Raw genomic sequence first — 14,734 nt, forward strand, 5'->3', positions numbered from 1 at the left:
ATGTTCAATTCTCACTCGCATGCTAACTCATCGCAACCGGCACATTTGCTCTCTGTGTTGACGGGAATAGCATTCGGTACCGCAATTTGCCTGACCTTGTTTGCTATTTTGCATCAGGTCGAAGAAACAGATGTGGATGTGTTTGGCATCCGCATCATTATTGCAGGCTTTACCAGCATCATCGTTTTCTCAAGTCACCAGTTACTCAATTCACTGCAGGCTAAAGACGCACTTCCTTTATTTCCCAAATTGAGCTGGCGCTGGTTTATCGTCTTCATGGTCGTGTTGCTGACGGCCTATATCGATAAGGCATCGGAACAACTGTCTCGTAAAGTCATGTTCTTATGGCTGGTGATAACGCCATTTGTTCTGATGAGCGTCGCCATGCTGATAAGGTCTGTTGCCAAAGCTTACTATTCCAACCCCGCCCGCCGCAGAAAAGCAGTGCTGATCTGGTCAAATTCAGCTTCTGCTGGATTAGTCAGTGCTTTAAGGGATTCGCCGTTGGCAGCGATAGACCTGATCGGTTTTTTTGATAACAGGAATGAGTTACGCCCACCTATCGATATTAAAAAGCTGGGAAATATCGAAGATGCGGTTGACTGGATCGTTGATCAGGAAACCGGGAAAATGAATGTGGATATCGTCTTTATAGGTATGAGCAGTAAAGAGTCGCCGGAACTTGAAGAGATTATTGAAGTTCTGTATGACAGCACGGCGACGACTTATTTTGTTCCGGAATCTTTAATTTTCGGTATGCCAGGCATTCAACTACGCGAATTAGCAGGTCAGCCGGTGCTGGCGTCGACCGAGACGCCATTCATCGGTTTGGCAGCACTACCCAAAAGGATACTGGATTTTACCGGGGCACTGATAGGTCTGATACTGTTGGCACCTGTTTTACTTGCGATTGCCATCGGCGTCCGTCTGAGTTCGGCCGGCCCTGTACTATTTAAGCAAGTCCGATACGGTATTGCCGGGCGACCGATCAATGTGTATAAATTCCGCAGCATGAAAATAGCACCGAAAGATGTTCCGGTGATTCAGGCGAAAGTCGGTGATTCCAGGGTCACTAAATTTGGTAGCTTCATCAGAAAAACATCGCTCGACGAATTACCACAGTTGTTTAATGTCCTCAAAGGTGAAATGAGTCTGGTCGGGCCACGGCCACACGCCGTGGAGCACAATGAACTGTACAGAAAACTGGTGACTGGCTACATGTTCCGCCATAAGATCAAGCCAGGGATCACTGGCTGGGCGCAGGTTAACGGCCTCAGAGGTGAAACGGAAACACTGGAAAAAATGCAGGCGCGTGTTGACTATGATCTGTACTACATGCAGCACTGGTCTATCTGGCTCGATATCGTCATTATCTGGCGCACTCTGAAAGTCGTTTTTGGCGATAAAAATGCTTATTGAGCCATCATTCATTCGTCTTATTTTTTAGCATTTTTCCAAGCGCGGATCGTTTTTCCCAGATTGGATTCTTTCAGATGCGCCCTTGCCGATAAGTAAGCGCCCTGCGCTTTACTTATCGCTGCAGGAGCAGATACCGCACCCTCGCAAAGAGGAATGAATCCAGTTGCAAAGCGCTGCTTATACGCTTGCTCACCACGTCCCAGGTCTATCAGCTCAATTTGATGTGCCTGCGCCTCTCGGGCGCAGGATGCCAACAAAATCAAACCTGGTGAAAATTCTGCGTAATCCGTGTCGTACCAAGGAAACCAATAGTGCAAAACGTTACCCGAGCGCACACCAAAATGGGCAGCGATCATCTTATCGCCCGCATATAGACTTGAGAGTATTCCGCCAAAATCTGTGCTGTGCTGCGAAAAAATTCCATACACAACATCACGTATCCATGGCGTCGCAAAAATATCATGCTCAGCACCAAGCGTTCTGGTGAATTGCGCCGATTTACCCACTAACAAAGCATCAAATTCCGTTGCGCTTCTTGAATCCATGGTGAAAGACAGGGCCCCGAATTTCTTGGCGAGTTTGCGCTCATTGGTTTCAACTTTTTTGAGCAAAGACGCATCGCGTTTATCATTCAGACGTTGAGCATAGGCTGTAAAACCGCCTTCAAGATTCAGGGTCAATGAACGGCCCTGACTCCATGCATACGCAGAGAAATCATGCCGTTCCTGCGGCATATGGTTAAACCCCATATAAGCGACACCCATTGCTTTCAGCATTTCACCGACCGGCAAGTGATACTGAAAGGAACAGATTGGCCCCTGATAATCAGTGAGTCCACCGCCAATGACATCGGCACGGAACCGATTTGTTTTGTGATAAGGGAGAAACCCGATCACCTGCCCTGCATCTTCTATTACCAGAACACGTACGTCCGGCCGCGCAGCCGCGATAATCTGAGAATATTGCGGATGATAATAAGGACTGCGATAAACGGTGGATACAAACTGTAATTGCTGCCATTGCGTGAGCAAGCCCGGTTCTAATTCCGAGGTAATAATCTGACTAAATTTCATTTTTTTGCTCTTGCGTCAGAAAATACTCTTGCAGATTTTTTTGCAAGCTCACTTCGATGACCTCTTCAACGAGGGCAGATAAACGGCTGCCTTGTACGGGCTCAAACACAAATACCTTGTAGACATCGGCCATTGTCAACAAAGAAGGATTGGCCGACATCGTCCATAAATCGCCACCATCACTGCTACGAACCCATAAAGTTGAAGCTGACGCTACCGTGGGCAAAGACACCTGTGCCACCCATCCAGCCTCGAGCATACGCTGCAACAAGCCCTCTATCTCATCGAGCCCGAACTTGGTTTCCGCACGTATCTGCGCAGTATTAACGACTGCATTGTTCGTGTTGTAACGAGCAAAAAACAATACTTGTAAAATTTTGATCGCATCTTCAAATGCGCTTCCCGGTGTCGGAACATGCCACCAACGCTCGAATTTCACGATAGGCATCGCAGCAGCAATCACCGCACCGATCAAGGTGACTAACCATGACAGATAGATCCAGATCAAAAAAATAGGCACCGCCGCCAACGCGCCATAGACCAGAGTGTAGGTTGAAAAATGCGTAATGAACGCGGCGAAGCCTCGTTTTGAAATTTCAAATGCACATGCGGCAAACAAACCACCCCAAGCCGCGTCGCGCCGATGAACTTTTCGGTAAGGCACGGCAAGATATAAAAGAGTAAAAGCGCCAGTCGTAATCGCGATAGAGATTGTTGTGTAGAAAATCCCTCCGACAAACGGAACAGAATTGACCATTCCACTCGTTGCCGTAAACAAGTAAGAGGTCACAGAAATGGATGCACCTATCAGCAGAGGACCAAGAGTAATAATGGCCCAATACACCAGCACACGCTGAAATATGGGGCGAGACCGCTTGACCTGCCATATCTGGTTAAACGTCTTGTCTATCATCGCCATCGTCGCAATCGCAGTAATCAGAGATGCGATACCGCCCACAGCGGAAAGTCGGGTTGCCTTTGTCGCAAACTGTGTGAGATAGCCAAGAATAGTATTCGCAATCCCTTTCGGCATTAAATTCTGGACGAAATAAGCCTCTAATGAAGTCCTGAAAGTGTTAAACAGGGGAAACGCCGTAAATATTGCCAGCGCCACAGTCAGAATAGGCACCAGCGCCAGTACGGTGGTAAACGTCAGGCTACCTGCCACCTGCGGCAATTGCCCTTCCCGCAATCGCTTGCGGGCAAACTGAAACAAATTCTGCAAATGCTTCCACAACGGTCCGTGCATACATTTCTTAAATAAAAAATACAAGTGCTCTATTTTACTGAGAGAGTCACAATAAAGCCCAATATAATAATAAATATGAACACAACTAACCTCACCCTACTCGTTTTATATTACTCGCGCCATGGAAGCACACGAAAACTGGCAGAATTTATCGCACAGGGAATTGAAAGTGTTCCCGGTTGCGATGCCAGATTGCGGACTGTGCCATCCGTGTCGCCGACAACAGAAGCCAGCGAATCCGACATTCCCGCCAGCGGTGCGCCGTATGTCGAACTCTCAGATATTAAAGAATGCGCAGGCATAGCACTGGGTTCGCCGACGCGCTTCGGCAATATGGCGTCGGCAATGAAGTATTTTTGGGATGGCACCGCCGCCGACTGGCTTTCAGGAACACTGAGCGGAAAACCAGCCTGCGTATTCACCAGTACCGGCAGTCTGCATGGCGGTCAGGAGTCAACTTTATTAAGCATGATGTTACCGCTGCTGCATCACGGCATGCTGATCACCGGCCTGCCATACAGCGAGGCTGAACTGATGACGACATCCACAGGCGGCAGCCCTTACGGCGCCACCCACTGGTCCGGATTGGATGGGAAAAACACGATCTCCGAAGATAGTCGCCGTCTGGCAATCGCGCTGGGTCGCCGGCTTGCGGAAACGGCTATCAAACTCAATGCTTCATCATGATTACAGCACGCCAAAAGCAATTTCACCTGCTCGCCTGTGTCAGTCTGATTGCGCTGATTTTGCTGTGTATTTTATGGGAAGCCTGGCTGGCACCAGTCAGGGCGGGCAGCTTCTGGCTCATGCTGAAAGCATTGCCTTTGTTTATTCCTTTGCGCGGCGTTTTACGCAAAGATAATTACACGATGCAATGGACCTCAATGCTGATCTGGCTGTATTTCACTGAAGGTATCGTCCGCGCCTATAGCGACATTAATCTGCTGTCAGTTAAACTGGCCTGGATGGAAGTTATACTCTCTATCACTTACGTCACCGGTGTTCTGGGCTATTTACGTCCGATTAAAAAGGAAGCGAAAAAAGCCAGAAAGATTCAGAATGACTGAATTCATCCAGCAATGCCGTAACGCTATCGGCGCAAGTTATGTTCTGACGGATAAAGAAGACACATTTGCATACGAGCAGGAATGGCGTCAACGCCTGCGTGGGAATGCCTTAGCGGTGTTACGACCAGCGTCAACACAAGAAGTCGCCAGTCTGATCACTATTTGTAAATCTTTCGGCGTATCTGTTGTACCTCAGGGAGGTAATACTGGCCTGGTTTTAGGTAGTATCCCTGACAGTGGCGGTAAATCAGTTGTGTTGTCGCTCAGGCGCTTGAACAACGTACGTGCAATTGACACTGCAAACAATACATTGACCGCGGAAGCTGGCTGCCTGCTCAGCGCAATTCAGCAAGCAGCGGCAAAGGTGGACAGACTTTACCCCTTGTCGCTCGCATCAGAAGGAAGCTGCACCGTCGGCGGCAATCTCTCTACGAATGCTGGCGGCACTGCTGTACTGCGCTATGGCAACGCACGCGACTTATGCCTTGGGCTCGAAGTCGTCACTGCAAACGGTGATATCTGGGATGGCTTGCGAGGCTTACGCAAAGACAATACAGGTTACGATCTGCGCGATCTTTTTATCGGAGCCGAAGGCACTCTGGGCATCATTACCGCCGCGACCCTTAAATTGTATCCGGCACCGGTGGCCAATATGACGGCCTTGGTGGCGCTGAAAAGCCCTGAAGCCGCCTTATTATTACTGAATGAAGCGAGTAAAAAACTCGGCCCCACCCTGACCGGATTCGAATTAATTTCCAGGATTTGCCTGCAACTGGTGATCAAACATATTCCCAACCAGTCGGATCCGTTCACGCAACAATATCCGTATTACGTGTTGTTAGAAACGTCCGAGCATCAATCCGCGGAACTCGCGACAGTGTTCATCAGGGATTTTCTGGAAGCACAGTTAAATCAGGGGCATATCCTTGACGCCGTCCTGGCAGAAAACCTGACCCAGGCAAATGCCTTGTGGAGTCTCAGGGAAAACATATCCATGGCGCAGGCAACCGAAGGTAAGAATATCAAACATGATATTTCCGTTCCCATTTCCAGCATTCCCGCCTTCATCGCAACAACGAATCAATTATTAGCGCACCATTTCGCAGGAAGCAGAGTAGTCTGTTTCGGCCACATGGGTGACGGCAATTTGCATTACAACGTTTCCCCCGCAGATGGTCAATCGGCTGACGTCTTCATTCAGAACCAGGAAGCAGTTAACCGGCTGGTGCATGATCAGGTTCATCATTTTCACGGATCGATCTCAGCCGAACATGGTCTCGGTGCATTAAAGAAAGAAGAAATTCTACGTTATAAATCGCTTATCGAAATGAATCTGATGCGTTCGATAAAGCAGGCTTTAGATCCTCACAATCTGATGAACCCGGGAAAAATTATCTGATCAGGGAGATGTAAATGAAACGTTTTCTGATGGTTTTCTTACTCAGTATTTCTTGCGTCCAGAATCTGTCTGCGGCGGAAATTTATCAATGTGAAAAAGATGGGCGGATGCAATACAGCCAGACGCCCTGCTCCCAAGATCAGAAAGCCATAGGAAAAAAAGTCACCCAGGATGCAACAGATAGCGCCAGCGAAAAACAGCATCGCATTAATCAGTTAGCACAAGATAAAAAAGAAGCTGCCAGATTAGAACGCGAACGGCATAAAACAGAAGATAAACGAGACAAAGAAAACAGTCGGCAAGCTGCTAAAACAGAAAAACAAAAAAGCCAGTGTGACAAAGCGCACTTACAAGTGAAATGGGCCGAAGAAGATGCACGCAATGCTTCACCCAAATCAGAAGCTAAAGCGCGACAAAAACTAAAGAGGACGAAAGAAAAAGCAGATCTGGTTTGCCAACATTAATCGGAAACATATCACTATGGAGTCTCGTTTAGTCGCAGATATCCATAAAGTAACAAAACTGGTCAATGAAATCAGTCACGCCAGCGTTGAACAAAGCGCAGGCATCAATCAGGTAAATGATGCGATCAGTAAGATGGATCAAATGACGCAACAAAACTCTGCATTAGTGTCGGGATAAGGGCACTTTGCACTTATCCCGACACACGCTTTAGTGAACATTATTGCGGACGAATATTCAACAGTGTCTGCCTCACAGCACCATGCATCATCACCAGCGCCGGATCTTCATGTAACAATGCGTTGTATTTCGCCTGAAACAGCGCATCCCCTTTCTCAGCGGGTCCAATCAATTCTTCGATCGCAATACGAAATGCGAAAGCTTCAGACGGGCTGATTTCTTCTGGATCATCCAACCGCTCATCGATCTGTGCCATCAAACTGGATAATTTCTGTATCCACGCAAAATGTGGATGATTGACAACTAAATGCAAATGCTCAAGTGGGCTACCGACATTGCCGAAGTATTGTGTTTCAACGTCAATTAGTTGTTTATGCAATTTTCTCAGCGCTTTACTTAACGCCGTCAACGTTATAAGTGGCGAAAAATCTGGACTCATATACAGAATCTCCTTTCGACTACAAAAATTACAAACGCCGACAAGCATAATGGTTCACAATTTCTTACATGCATATACATAACCAGCCATGACGCCAGATCCGGGGGATTTAATTATTCGCCGTTCCAACATGCAGCAATGAAAGATAACACGCTCATCGGTATCAGCAAGCTCCAAAATTGCCATTGAACACACGCAAAACCACCGCTGATCGCACCAACGCCAAAGGCGACGACAGGCCATAGAAATTTACCCATACGCTGACCAATTGCACTGTTCTTATCTTTAACAGTCGCCATCAGATCAATCACCAGTTGCGTCACGTTGCCAGTCATGACTGTTGTCGGAGCAATTTCGCTAAGTATCAATCGATTGGCCGCATTTTGTATTCCCATCGCAGCGGCGCCTGCGCTACCGGCATACAAGGCAAGAAGTTGGTTTGCATTTTGGATGGGTTCTGCCAGCGAGCCGAACAGCATGAATGCCATCAAAAATACTATCTGTAAAATCAGTATGGGAACAAGCACCTTGCGCTCCCTGTTCCTCAGCCAGCTCACTACCAAATACGTCAATACCACGGCTGACACAAATGCAGGGAAAGCCAGTAACTTAATGAGCACCCCGTGGCTCGGATGTGCCAACTCACTACCGATTAAGACGAAGTTCCCGGTAACATGTGCCGTGAACAAACCAAACAGCGATATGAATCCAACTGTATCGACATAGCCAGCAACAAAGCCAAGCCCAATTCCAACATATTTGTTTTGCATTATCCAAATTTCCCGTATGACTGTGAGTTGCGCAACAATAGTGGCTGTAGTGAGTAACATCCGGGACCTGCTAAGGCGATACTGGCGAAAATAATCATCAACAACCATCCAAATTGGCCTTCTGCGATAGTCCATTCTGGATGAACGAATAGCATAGAGATAAAAAGTAAAAATAACACCGGCAGGCAAGCCAGTCGCGTCAGAAAACCAAGCGCAATCAGCACAGGGCAAAATACTTCGCTGAAAATCGCCATTGACAATGTGAGAGTGGCACCGATATGCAGCGGATCCTCTATGTGCCGCAATTCGGCGCTGTATGCTGTGATTTTTGGCAGACCATGTACATATATCAGCAACAGAGAACCAGCCAGTCTGAGCAACAGCAAACCAGCATCGGGGAAATTCCTCGTTAACAACTGATTCAGATATTTTTTACTCATCGAGCTTCCAGGTTTTGGTTGGTTGTATCTGCAATTCAAAGCAAACCTGCGACAACATACCCCGCACTCATCGCCACCACCAGCAGAGCACCAATGGGTGTCGGCGGCGCAGGCGAAGGTATATCCTGCCAACGACAAAATGCACCGATAGCCAGGCCTAGCAGAGATCCTATGATCAGCTCCATATTATTTCCTCTCCAGCGCATGGCCTGCGCAAAGACCTTTGTTGCGTGCTACACGCAAGGTATATTGCCGATCAACCAGCCAATAACCACAACTCATCATGAGTACTAATAATGCCCCACTCAATACTGGTGGAGACGGTACAGGGATATGCGTGATGCGACAGGCAAGACCCACTAGAAATGACAGTAATAGCCCAATAGCGATTTTAAAATATGGCACGATCAGCTCCCCTCTCGGTGCGTCAGTTAAAAAGCGAAGCAACTGCATCCCAGCGCGCCCCAGAAACCACTGAACTCAGAGATAGGCACGGTGGATTTGCGGGCGAGATCATGGGAATGCAGATGCACACTGCATGCACCCTTGCATTGGTGCGGCAATGCATTTTTGTGTGTCGCCTGTACTGGCAGTGGACGATAATGTCCGCCCATTTTTGCGACGGGCGACCAGTCAGGAAGGACTGGTAAAGGCGGCGGGGCAAGTGGTGTAAATTCAGCGGCACCGTAAACGATTTTCCCACCGACGATTGTAATAACCGATTCGATCGCCTTGATATCATCTTCAGACACGCTGAAAAAATCCGCCGAGAGAACAGCCAGATCGGCAAGCTGCCCCGCCTGAATTTGGCCTTTTTTCCCTTGCTCACTGGAAAACCAGCTACTGCCGCGCGTCCATAGTTCCAGTGCCGTTTCACGTGGCAGTCTGCCAGCAGCATCGTATAGCCGCATACCGCCAACGGTACGGCCCGATACCAACCAGTACAAGGCAGTCCAGGGGTTATAGCTGGCGACCCTTGTCGCATCAGTACCCGCCCCCACCGGGACGCCCAGCTCCAACATTTTTGCCACTGGCGGAGTTGCGCTTGCGGCCTCAACGCCGTAGCGTTCAACAAAATACTCACCTTGAAACGCCATTCTGTGTTGAATTGCTATACCGCCACCCAACGCTTTCACCCGTTCGATATTTCGTTCCGTAATGGTTTCAGCATGATCAAACAACCAATGCAAACCATCAAAAGGAATTTCACGATTTACCTTTTCAAACACATCCAGCATGCGTGAAATAGACTCGTCGTATGTCGCATGCAAACGGAATGGCCAACGCTGGCTGACCAGATGACGGACAACCTTTTCCAATTCGTCCTCCATGCTTTCTGCCAACTCGGGACGAGGTTCGAGAAAGTCTTCAAAATCAGCGGCGGAAAACACCAGCATTTCGCCGGCACCGTTATGACGGTAAAAATCATTACCATCACCGGGTTTCACCATTTGCGTCCATTGTTCGAAATCTTCTGATTCCTGACCTTTTCTTTGCGTGAAAAGATTGTAGGCAATACGTATCGTCAACTGTTCATCTTTCGCGAGTTGATCAATGATGGCGTAATCATCAGGGTAATTTTGAAAGCCGCCGCCAGCATCAATCGCACTCGTCAGCCCGAGTCGATTCAGTTCACGCATAAATTGACGCGTTGAATTGATTTGCTGCTCAAGAGGCAGTTTCGGCCCCTTCGCCAGAGTTGCATACAAAATCATCGCATTTGGCCGTGCGATCAGCATACCTGTCGGGTTCCCTGCAGCATCCCGCTGAATCTCACCGCCAGGTGGATTGGGTGTATTTTTAGTGTAGCCAACCGCCTGCAAGGCAGCACGATTCAGTAAGGCGCGATCATACAAATGCAGAATGAACACCGGAGTATCAGGAGCGGCAGCATTAATTTCGTCTAATGTTGGCATTCGCTTCTCGGCAAACTGAAATTCTGTCCAGCCACCAACCACACGTACCCATTGCGGATGCGGTGTGCGCTCCGCTTGTTCTTTCAACATGCGCAGGGCATCGGCTAAGGAAGGCACACCTTCCCAGCGTAATTCCAGGTTGTAATTGAGTCCGCCACGAATCAGATGCATGTGGGAGTCATTGAGACCAGGAATCACTGTGCGACGCTGCAAATCAATGACTTGGGTAGAGTCTCCCTGATATTGCATGACTTCCGCAGCCTCACCTACTATCAAAAACTTGCCATCCTTGATGGCAACAGCATTAGCAAACGGATGACTACGATCAACGGTATGTATACGGCCATTGTGCAAAATAAGATCAGCATGCATGGGAATCTCCCGGAAAAGGCGCAAAAATGTTCAGAAAAATCGGTGCTAACAAACGTATTTTTGCAGGAGCGACGGATTGCATCAGCTCCTGCAGAACTATCTATTACTACAACTAATTACCACTAAGAATCAATGACCTTCGGATGCGTTAAACATCGTTTTGGCATAGATCAGACCAAGTCCATAGCCGCCGCCATGCGCGATCGATGTTGCGACAGTTTCATTGTAAGTTTCGCCACGAGCCCAGTCGCGCTGCAATTCCAGGAGATACTGAAGTGAAGTCATTGGACGTGCGCCTGCTTGTATCATGCGTTGCATTGCACGTTCATGCGCCTCATCCGAAACGTCACCGCAAGCATCAGCAATCACGTACACATCAAAGCCCTGATCAAGCGCAGACAATGCCGGGCCGACGATACAAACGGCTGTCCACAAACCCGCCAGCACAATTTTACTTTTGCCGAAAGCATTGACGCGATCAGTAATATGACTGTCTTCCCATGAATTCATCGTCGTACGATCAATCACATTCTCATTCGGAAATACCGATTTAATTTCATCGAAAATCGGACCTGAGAAAGATTTTTCTGCCACGGTTGTGAGTATCGTTGAGACCTTGAATTCCTTGGCCGCCTTGGCAACCAAGGCACTGTTATTGCGCAAAGTAACGGCATCGATTGATTTAGTCGCGAACGCCATTTGCGACTGATGATCGATCATGATCAAAGTGTGATTGACTGGATTCAGTAAAGTCTCACCTGGTTCTGGTTTTGCTACTGGCATAATGTACTCCTTGAAAAAGTTGATGAATTTGGCCGCCGCAATCGCTTTGGCCAGTAATATTTATATAGAACTCATTCTGTTAAACGGCGCCAGACCTGCATGATGCATAGCACCGCTTCTGGCCTGAAGGACAGACAAATCAGTTAATCCTCGTCCCCATCTGGTAAACGCAACAACCGCCGACCAAATAATTTTGCATCCAGCGAATATGCTCCCGGCCCCAATAACGTTAGCGCCGTGGCGCTGCACGTCGAGATCAACAGCAACCACCAATGTTGAAAAACATGGGCCGACAAATGTAGAACTGTCGCTAATGTCCACAACACAGTAATTGCCGGCGTCAGGAGACCAATACAAAGTAAAGCAGCAAATAACACACTAATTGCAATTACCCATTGCTGTTCAACAGCAATGGCAACACCTGAGCACACCAGCCACAGGAATTGAAGAGAAACCGCGATGCGAAGCAATATCAATCCCATCCCCGGATATCCTGCTGGGAACATCGTAAACAATCTCTGCATGATGCAACCTCGCTCTTGCACGCACGTCGGAACCCGCATATCGCCACACACGCCATCGACGACATCGCTGGCACAGGCTTATGCTTTGATAAACGCAAGCATGTCTGTATTTAACTGATCTTTGTGCGTATCAGTTAAACCGTGAGGCGCGCCTTTATAGACCAGCAACTTAGAATTTTTGAGTAATTTGGCAGACAGCGGACCTGCTATTTCGACAGGAACGATCTGGTCATCATCACCGTGAACAACCAGCGTTGGCACAGTAATTTTTTTCAAATCGTCGCGGAAATCGGTTTCCGAAAATGCCTTAATGGAATCGTAGGTGTTCTTGTGTCCTGCCTGCATGCCCTGCGCCCACCAAGAATAGATCAATCCCTGAGAGACTTTCGCACCAGGACGATTGAAGCCAAAGAATGGTCCACCTGCGATATTCAGATACAACTGTGAACGATCCGCCAGTGATGCAGCACGCATATCATCAAATACTTTGATAGGAACACCGCCTGGATTATCTTCACGCTTAACCATCAATGGTGGTACAGCTGAAATCAACCCAGCTTTTGCAACCCGCTTACTGCCATGACGACCAAGATAGCGCGCTACTTCTCCGCCGCCAGTAGAAAAACCAAACAACACCGCATTTTTCAGATCCAGCAAATCCATCAATTGCGCCAGGTCGTCTGCATAGTGGTCCATATCATTGCCACTCCATGGCTGACTGGAACGCCCATGGCCGCGTCTGTCATGAGCAATGCAACGATAGCCCTGTGACGCGAGGAAAATCATCTGCGATTCCCAACTGTCTGAATTCAATGGCCAGCCATGACAAAAGACGATAGGTTGGCCAGAACCCCAGTCCTTGTAGTAAATATCTACACCGTCTTTAGTTTTAAATGTAGCCATGTTCTTTCCTCCTGGTATATGTTGATGAATATCGCTTCGTTTTCCCTGCCCGGTTTGCGCGATAGCAGCACCAAATGGCAGACTGGACATGGCAACGGCTGCCACACTTCCGACAAGTATGTTGCGGCGCTGAAGATCGACTTCAGATGGTTGATCTGCTGTATCCATGAATTACTCTCCTGTCGCGTTGAAGTTCATCATGCAAATATCTACGAAGAAGATTTCCTCCCATGCAGCGATTGCACGACTTGAGTCAAAGTGTAGGCGCGATATCTCTCGTCGCCATCGCCAGATATTGGTATTCAGCAATCATCATTTCGGGTAATAAGAACAACAGCTGCAAGCAATCAAAGGGAGAAATTGAGACGACCATGTCTGTCTGCGGCACCGGCTGGCGCAATCATGTCGGCTTACCATCAGCAGAATGAAGATCATCAAATAATTAACCAATAGGTACAACAAGAGAAAGTTCACTACCAATATCAGAACGACTCCACACATTTAAAGAACCTCCCAACGCCCTTAAGCGACGCCGCATCACAAACAAAGCTCGCAGCTCGGATGTGCGCGTAAAACCGACACCATCGTCTCGGATATGTAACAACAGAAAATTCCCTGTGTAGATCATTTCCATTTCAATCTTTTTAGCTCTTGCATGGCGGTAGGCATTGCACAAGACTTCACGACCAAGCTGGTAAATTTCTTCTCTTGCGCTGGCTTCTGGTTCAACCACATCACCCAAGACCATGAGAGAAAAACTGAGATGACTACCCTCAGCCATCACTGCGCCCAATTCGGCAAACATTTGCTCAAGCTCGCTTTGGAATTTCAGTGACAACTGCCGCCCCATCACAGCTGTCCGCTCACGCATAAACAACACATCAATATCCCGTAAAACCGAGGCGATATTGACTATTCCGGCATTTGGCATCTGCTGTTCGTTTGAGATCGCCTGCAAACGTAGCGCCAGACCCTGCACATCCTGTAGCAACGCATCATGTGCTGCCTTGGCAGCGCGTTCACTTGTCATCACTCTATGCAACAAATATCCAGCGGCCAGCTGCCGCCGACGCAACAACTTAAAGTAACGAAAAATAAGTAAGATCAATGCAAAGAAAAAAGCCAGGAAAAATCCTGTCGGTGCAGCCGGACCAACAATCGGATGCGTTGTTGAATTTCCCCATAACGCAAGAGAAGAAGAGAAAACAGTGAGAGTGCCTTCGCCGTTTTTTTCTGAACGGGCATAACGCAACTCATCACAGAAGAAAGAGCAAACACTGAATTGCGTGGTTTTATTGGACGTCGAATTTTCATTTTTGCCGCTGCCCATGCATGGCACAATCAACATCAATAAGAAAAACAGACATATCTTTTGCAGAAATACCTGGTACTCATGTTTGAGGTGCATGATGGCGGCTGACGTGTCGACACGGATATCGAAGTAACCGTCGTATTTTGCGGCCTGCACGCAAATGCACAATACCCGTAAGAGGTATTGACACTCACTAAAAATTAACTACGACAACTGCCAACAAGCATTAATACCGACCACACGTTGCACTATCCAGAGTCACCTGCAGATTCAGGTTAATCCTATACAGTGATAAAGGTCATTTACTAAAAAAAATCCACTGAAATTTCTATTGCATGTACATCTGCGGTCATGCATCGACTCTCGTTTTAGCGTCATGTTTGCTGGTCTGTGAAGAAATGCCTCTTTTGCTACAATGACCAGCTG

17 protein-coding genes and 1 pseudogene are annotated in these 14,734 nt (G+C 47.9%); 6 read left to right on the forward strand and 12 right to left on the reverse strand.

Going from position 1 to position 14,734, the window contains the following annotated elements; translation table 11 throughout:
• Positions 1 to 1,419, forward strand: a complete 1,419-nt coding sequence (locus tag Undi14_RS16900; RefSeq protein ID WP_200181748.1) for an undecaprenyl-phosphate glucose phosphotransferase — start codon at positions 1 to 3, stop codon at positions 1,417 to 1,419.
• A 17-nt stretch (positions 1,420 to 1,436) separates the two neighbouring features.
• Here Undi14_RS16900 and Undi14_RS16905 read toward each other — a convergent pair whose 3' ends face one another.
• Positions 1,437 to 2,492 (reverse strand): GNAT family N-acetyltransferase, encoded by a 1,056-nt coding sequence (locus Undi14_RS16905; RefSeq protein WP_200181751.1) that lies wholly within the window; start codon positions 2,490 to 2,492, stop codon positions 1,437 to 1,439.
• Positions 2,482 to 3,741 carry a YihY family inner membrane protein gene (locus Undi14_RS16910; RefSeq protein WP_200181753.1) on the reverse strand — a complete coding sequence of 420 codons (1,260 nt, stop codon included), beginning with the start codon at positions 3,739 to 3,741 and terminating at the stop codon, positions 2,482 to 2,484. The genes Undi14_RS16905 and Undi14_RS16910 overlap by 11 nt, the downstream gene beginning before the upstream one ends.
• A gap of 75 nt (positions 3,742 to 3,816) precedes the next feature.
• Between Undi14_RS16910 and wrbA the strand changes: the two genes are divergently transcribed.
• The 5 genes and pseudogenes from wrbA to Undi14_RS18555 form a co-directional block, all read left to right on the forward strand.
• On the forward strand, positions 3,817 to 4,428 hold the full coding sequence (wrbA, locus tag Undi14_RS16915) for an NAD(P)H:quinone oxidoreductase (RefSeq protein ID WP_200181755.1): 612 nt from the start codon (positions 3,817 to 3,819) through the stop codon (positions 4,426 to 4,428).
• Entirely contained in the window at positions 4,425 to 4,808 is a 384-nt protein-coding gene (locus Undi14_RS16920; protein WP_200181757.1) for a DUF2069 domain-containing protein, read from the forward strand. Before wrbA ends, Undi14_RS16920 begins: the two co-directional genes overlap by 4 nt.
• Positions 4,801 to 6,207: an FAD-binding oxidoreductase gene (locus Undi14_RS16925; protein WP_200181760.1), complete on the forward strand. Its 1,407-nt coding sequence runs from the start codon at positions 4,801 to 4,803 to the stop codon at positions 6,205 to 6,207. Before Undi14_RS16920 ends, Undi14_RS16925 begins: the two co-directional genes overlap by 8 nt.
• Positions 6,208 to 6,236: 29 nt before the next feature.
• Positions 6,237 to 6,671 carry a DUF4124 domain-containing protein gene (locus tag Undi14_RS16930; RefSeq protein ID WP_255520398.1) on the forward strand — a complete coding sequence of 145 codons (435 nt, stop codon included), beginning with the start codon at positions 6,237 to 6,239 and terminating at the stop codon, positions 6,669 to 6,671.
• Positions 6,672 to 6,735: 64 nt separating this feature from the next.
• Positions 6,736 to 6,840: pseudogene (locus tag Undi14_RS18555) on the forward strand (chemotaxis protein); the annotation flags it as partial.
• 49 nt (positions 6,841 to 6,889) lie between these two features.
• Here Undi14_RS18555 and Undi14_RS16940 read toward each other — a convergent pair.
• The 10 genes from Undi14_RS16940 to Undi14_RS16985 form a co-directional block, all read right to left on the reverse strand.
• Positions 6,890 to 7,288 (reverse strand): hypothetical protein, encoded by a 399-nt coding sequence (locus tag Undi14_RS16940; RefSeq protein ID WP_200181766.1) that lies wholly within the window; start codon positions 7,286 to 7,288, stop codon positions 6,890 to 6,892.
• Positions 7,289 to 7,401: 113 nt separating this feature from the next.
• Complete coding sequence (locus tag Undi14_RS16945) at positions 7,402 to 8,058, reverse strand: YoaK family protein (protein WP_200181768.1); 657 nt, start codon at positions 8,056 to 8,058, stop codon at positions 7,402 to 7,404.
• Entirely contained in the window at positions 8,058 to 8,498 is a 441-nt protein-coding gene (locus tag Undi14_RS16950) for a DoxX family protein (RefSeq protein WP_200181770.1), read from the reverse strand. Before Undi14_RS16950 ends, Undi14_RS16945 begins: the two co-directional genes overlap by 1 nt.
• Positions 8,499 to 8,533: 35 nt before the next feature.
• Positions 8,534 to 8,683 (reverse strand): DUF1427 family protein, encoded by a 150-nt coding sequence (locus Undi14_RS16955; RefSeq protein WP_200181772.1) that lies wholly within the window; start codon positions 8,681 to 8,683, stop codon positions 8,534 to 8,536.
• A 1-nt stretch (position 8,684) separates the two neighbouring features.
• Positions 8,685 to 8,951, reverse strand: coding sequence for a DUF1427 family protein (locus tag Undi14_RS16960; RefSeq protein ID WP_234030657.1), 267 nt, complete (start codon positions 8,949 to 8,951; stop codon positions 8,685 to 8,687).
• Entirely contained in the window at positions 8,930 to 10,786 is a 1,857-nt protein-coding gene (locus tag Undi14_RS16965; protein WP_200181774.1) for an amidohydrolase, read from the reverse strand. Before Undi14_RS16965 ends, Undi14_RS16960 begins: the two co-directional genes overlap by 22 nt.
• A gap of 129 nt (positions 10,787 to 10,915) precedes the next feature.
• Positions 10,916 to 11,569 (reverse strand): hydrolase, encoded by a 654-nt coding sequence (locus tag Undi14_RS16970; RefSeq protein WP_200181775.1) that lies wholly within the window; start codon positions 11,567 to 11,569, stop codon positions 10,916 to 10,918.
• A 143-nt stretch (positions 11,570 to 11,712) separates the two neighbouring features.
• The gene (locus tag Undi14_RS16975) at positions 11,713 to 12,093 is read right to left on the reverse strand and encodes a hypothetical protein (RefSeq protein WP_234030658.1); all 381 of its coding nucleotides are present in this window, start codon (positions 12,091 to 12,093) and stop codon (positions 11,713 to 11,715) included.
• A gap of 78 nt (positions 12,094 to 12,171) precedes the next feature.
• Complete coding sequence (locus Undi14_RS16980) at positions 12,172 to 12,996, reverse strand: alpha/beta fold hydrolase (protein ID WP_370589970.1); 825 nt, start codon at positions 12,994 to 12,996, stop codon at positions 12,172 to 12,174.
• A gap of 442 nt (positions 12,997 to 13,438) precedes the next feature.
• Positions 13,439 to 14,326 carry a sensor histidine kinase gene (locus tag Undi14_RS16985; RefSeq protein WP_200181779.1) on the reverse strand — a complete coding sequence of 296 codons (888 nt, stop codon included), beginning with the start codon at positions 14,324 to 14,326 and terminating at the stop codon, positions 13,439 to 13,441.
• Between the last annotated feature and the right edge of the window lie 408 nt (positions 14,327 to 14,734).

Source organism: Undibacterium sp. 14-3-2 (assembly GCF_016595265.1).
GTDB lineage: Bacteria > Pseudomonadota > Gammaproteobacteria > Burkholderiales > Burkholderiaceae_D > Undibacterium > Undibacterium aquatile.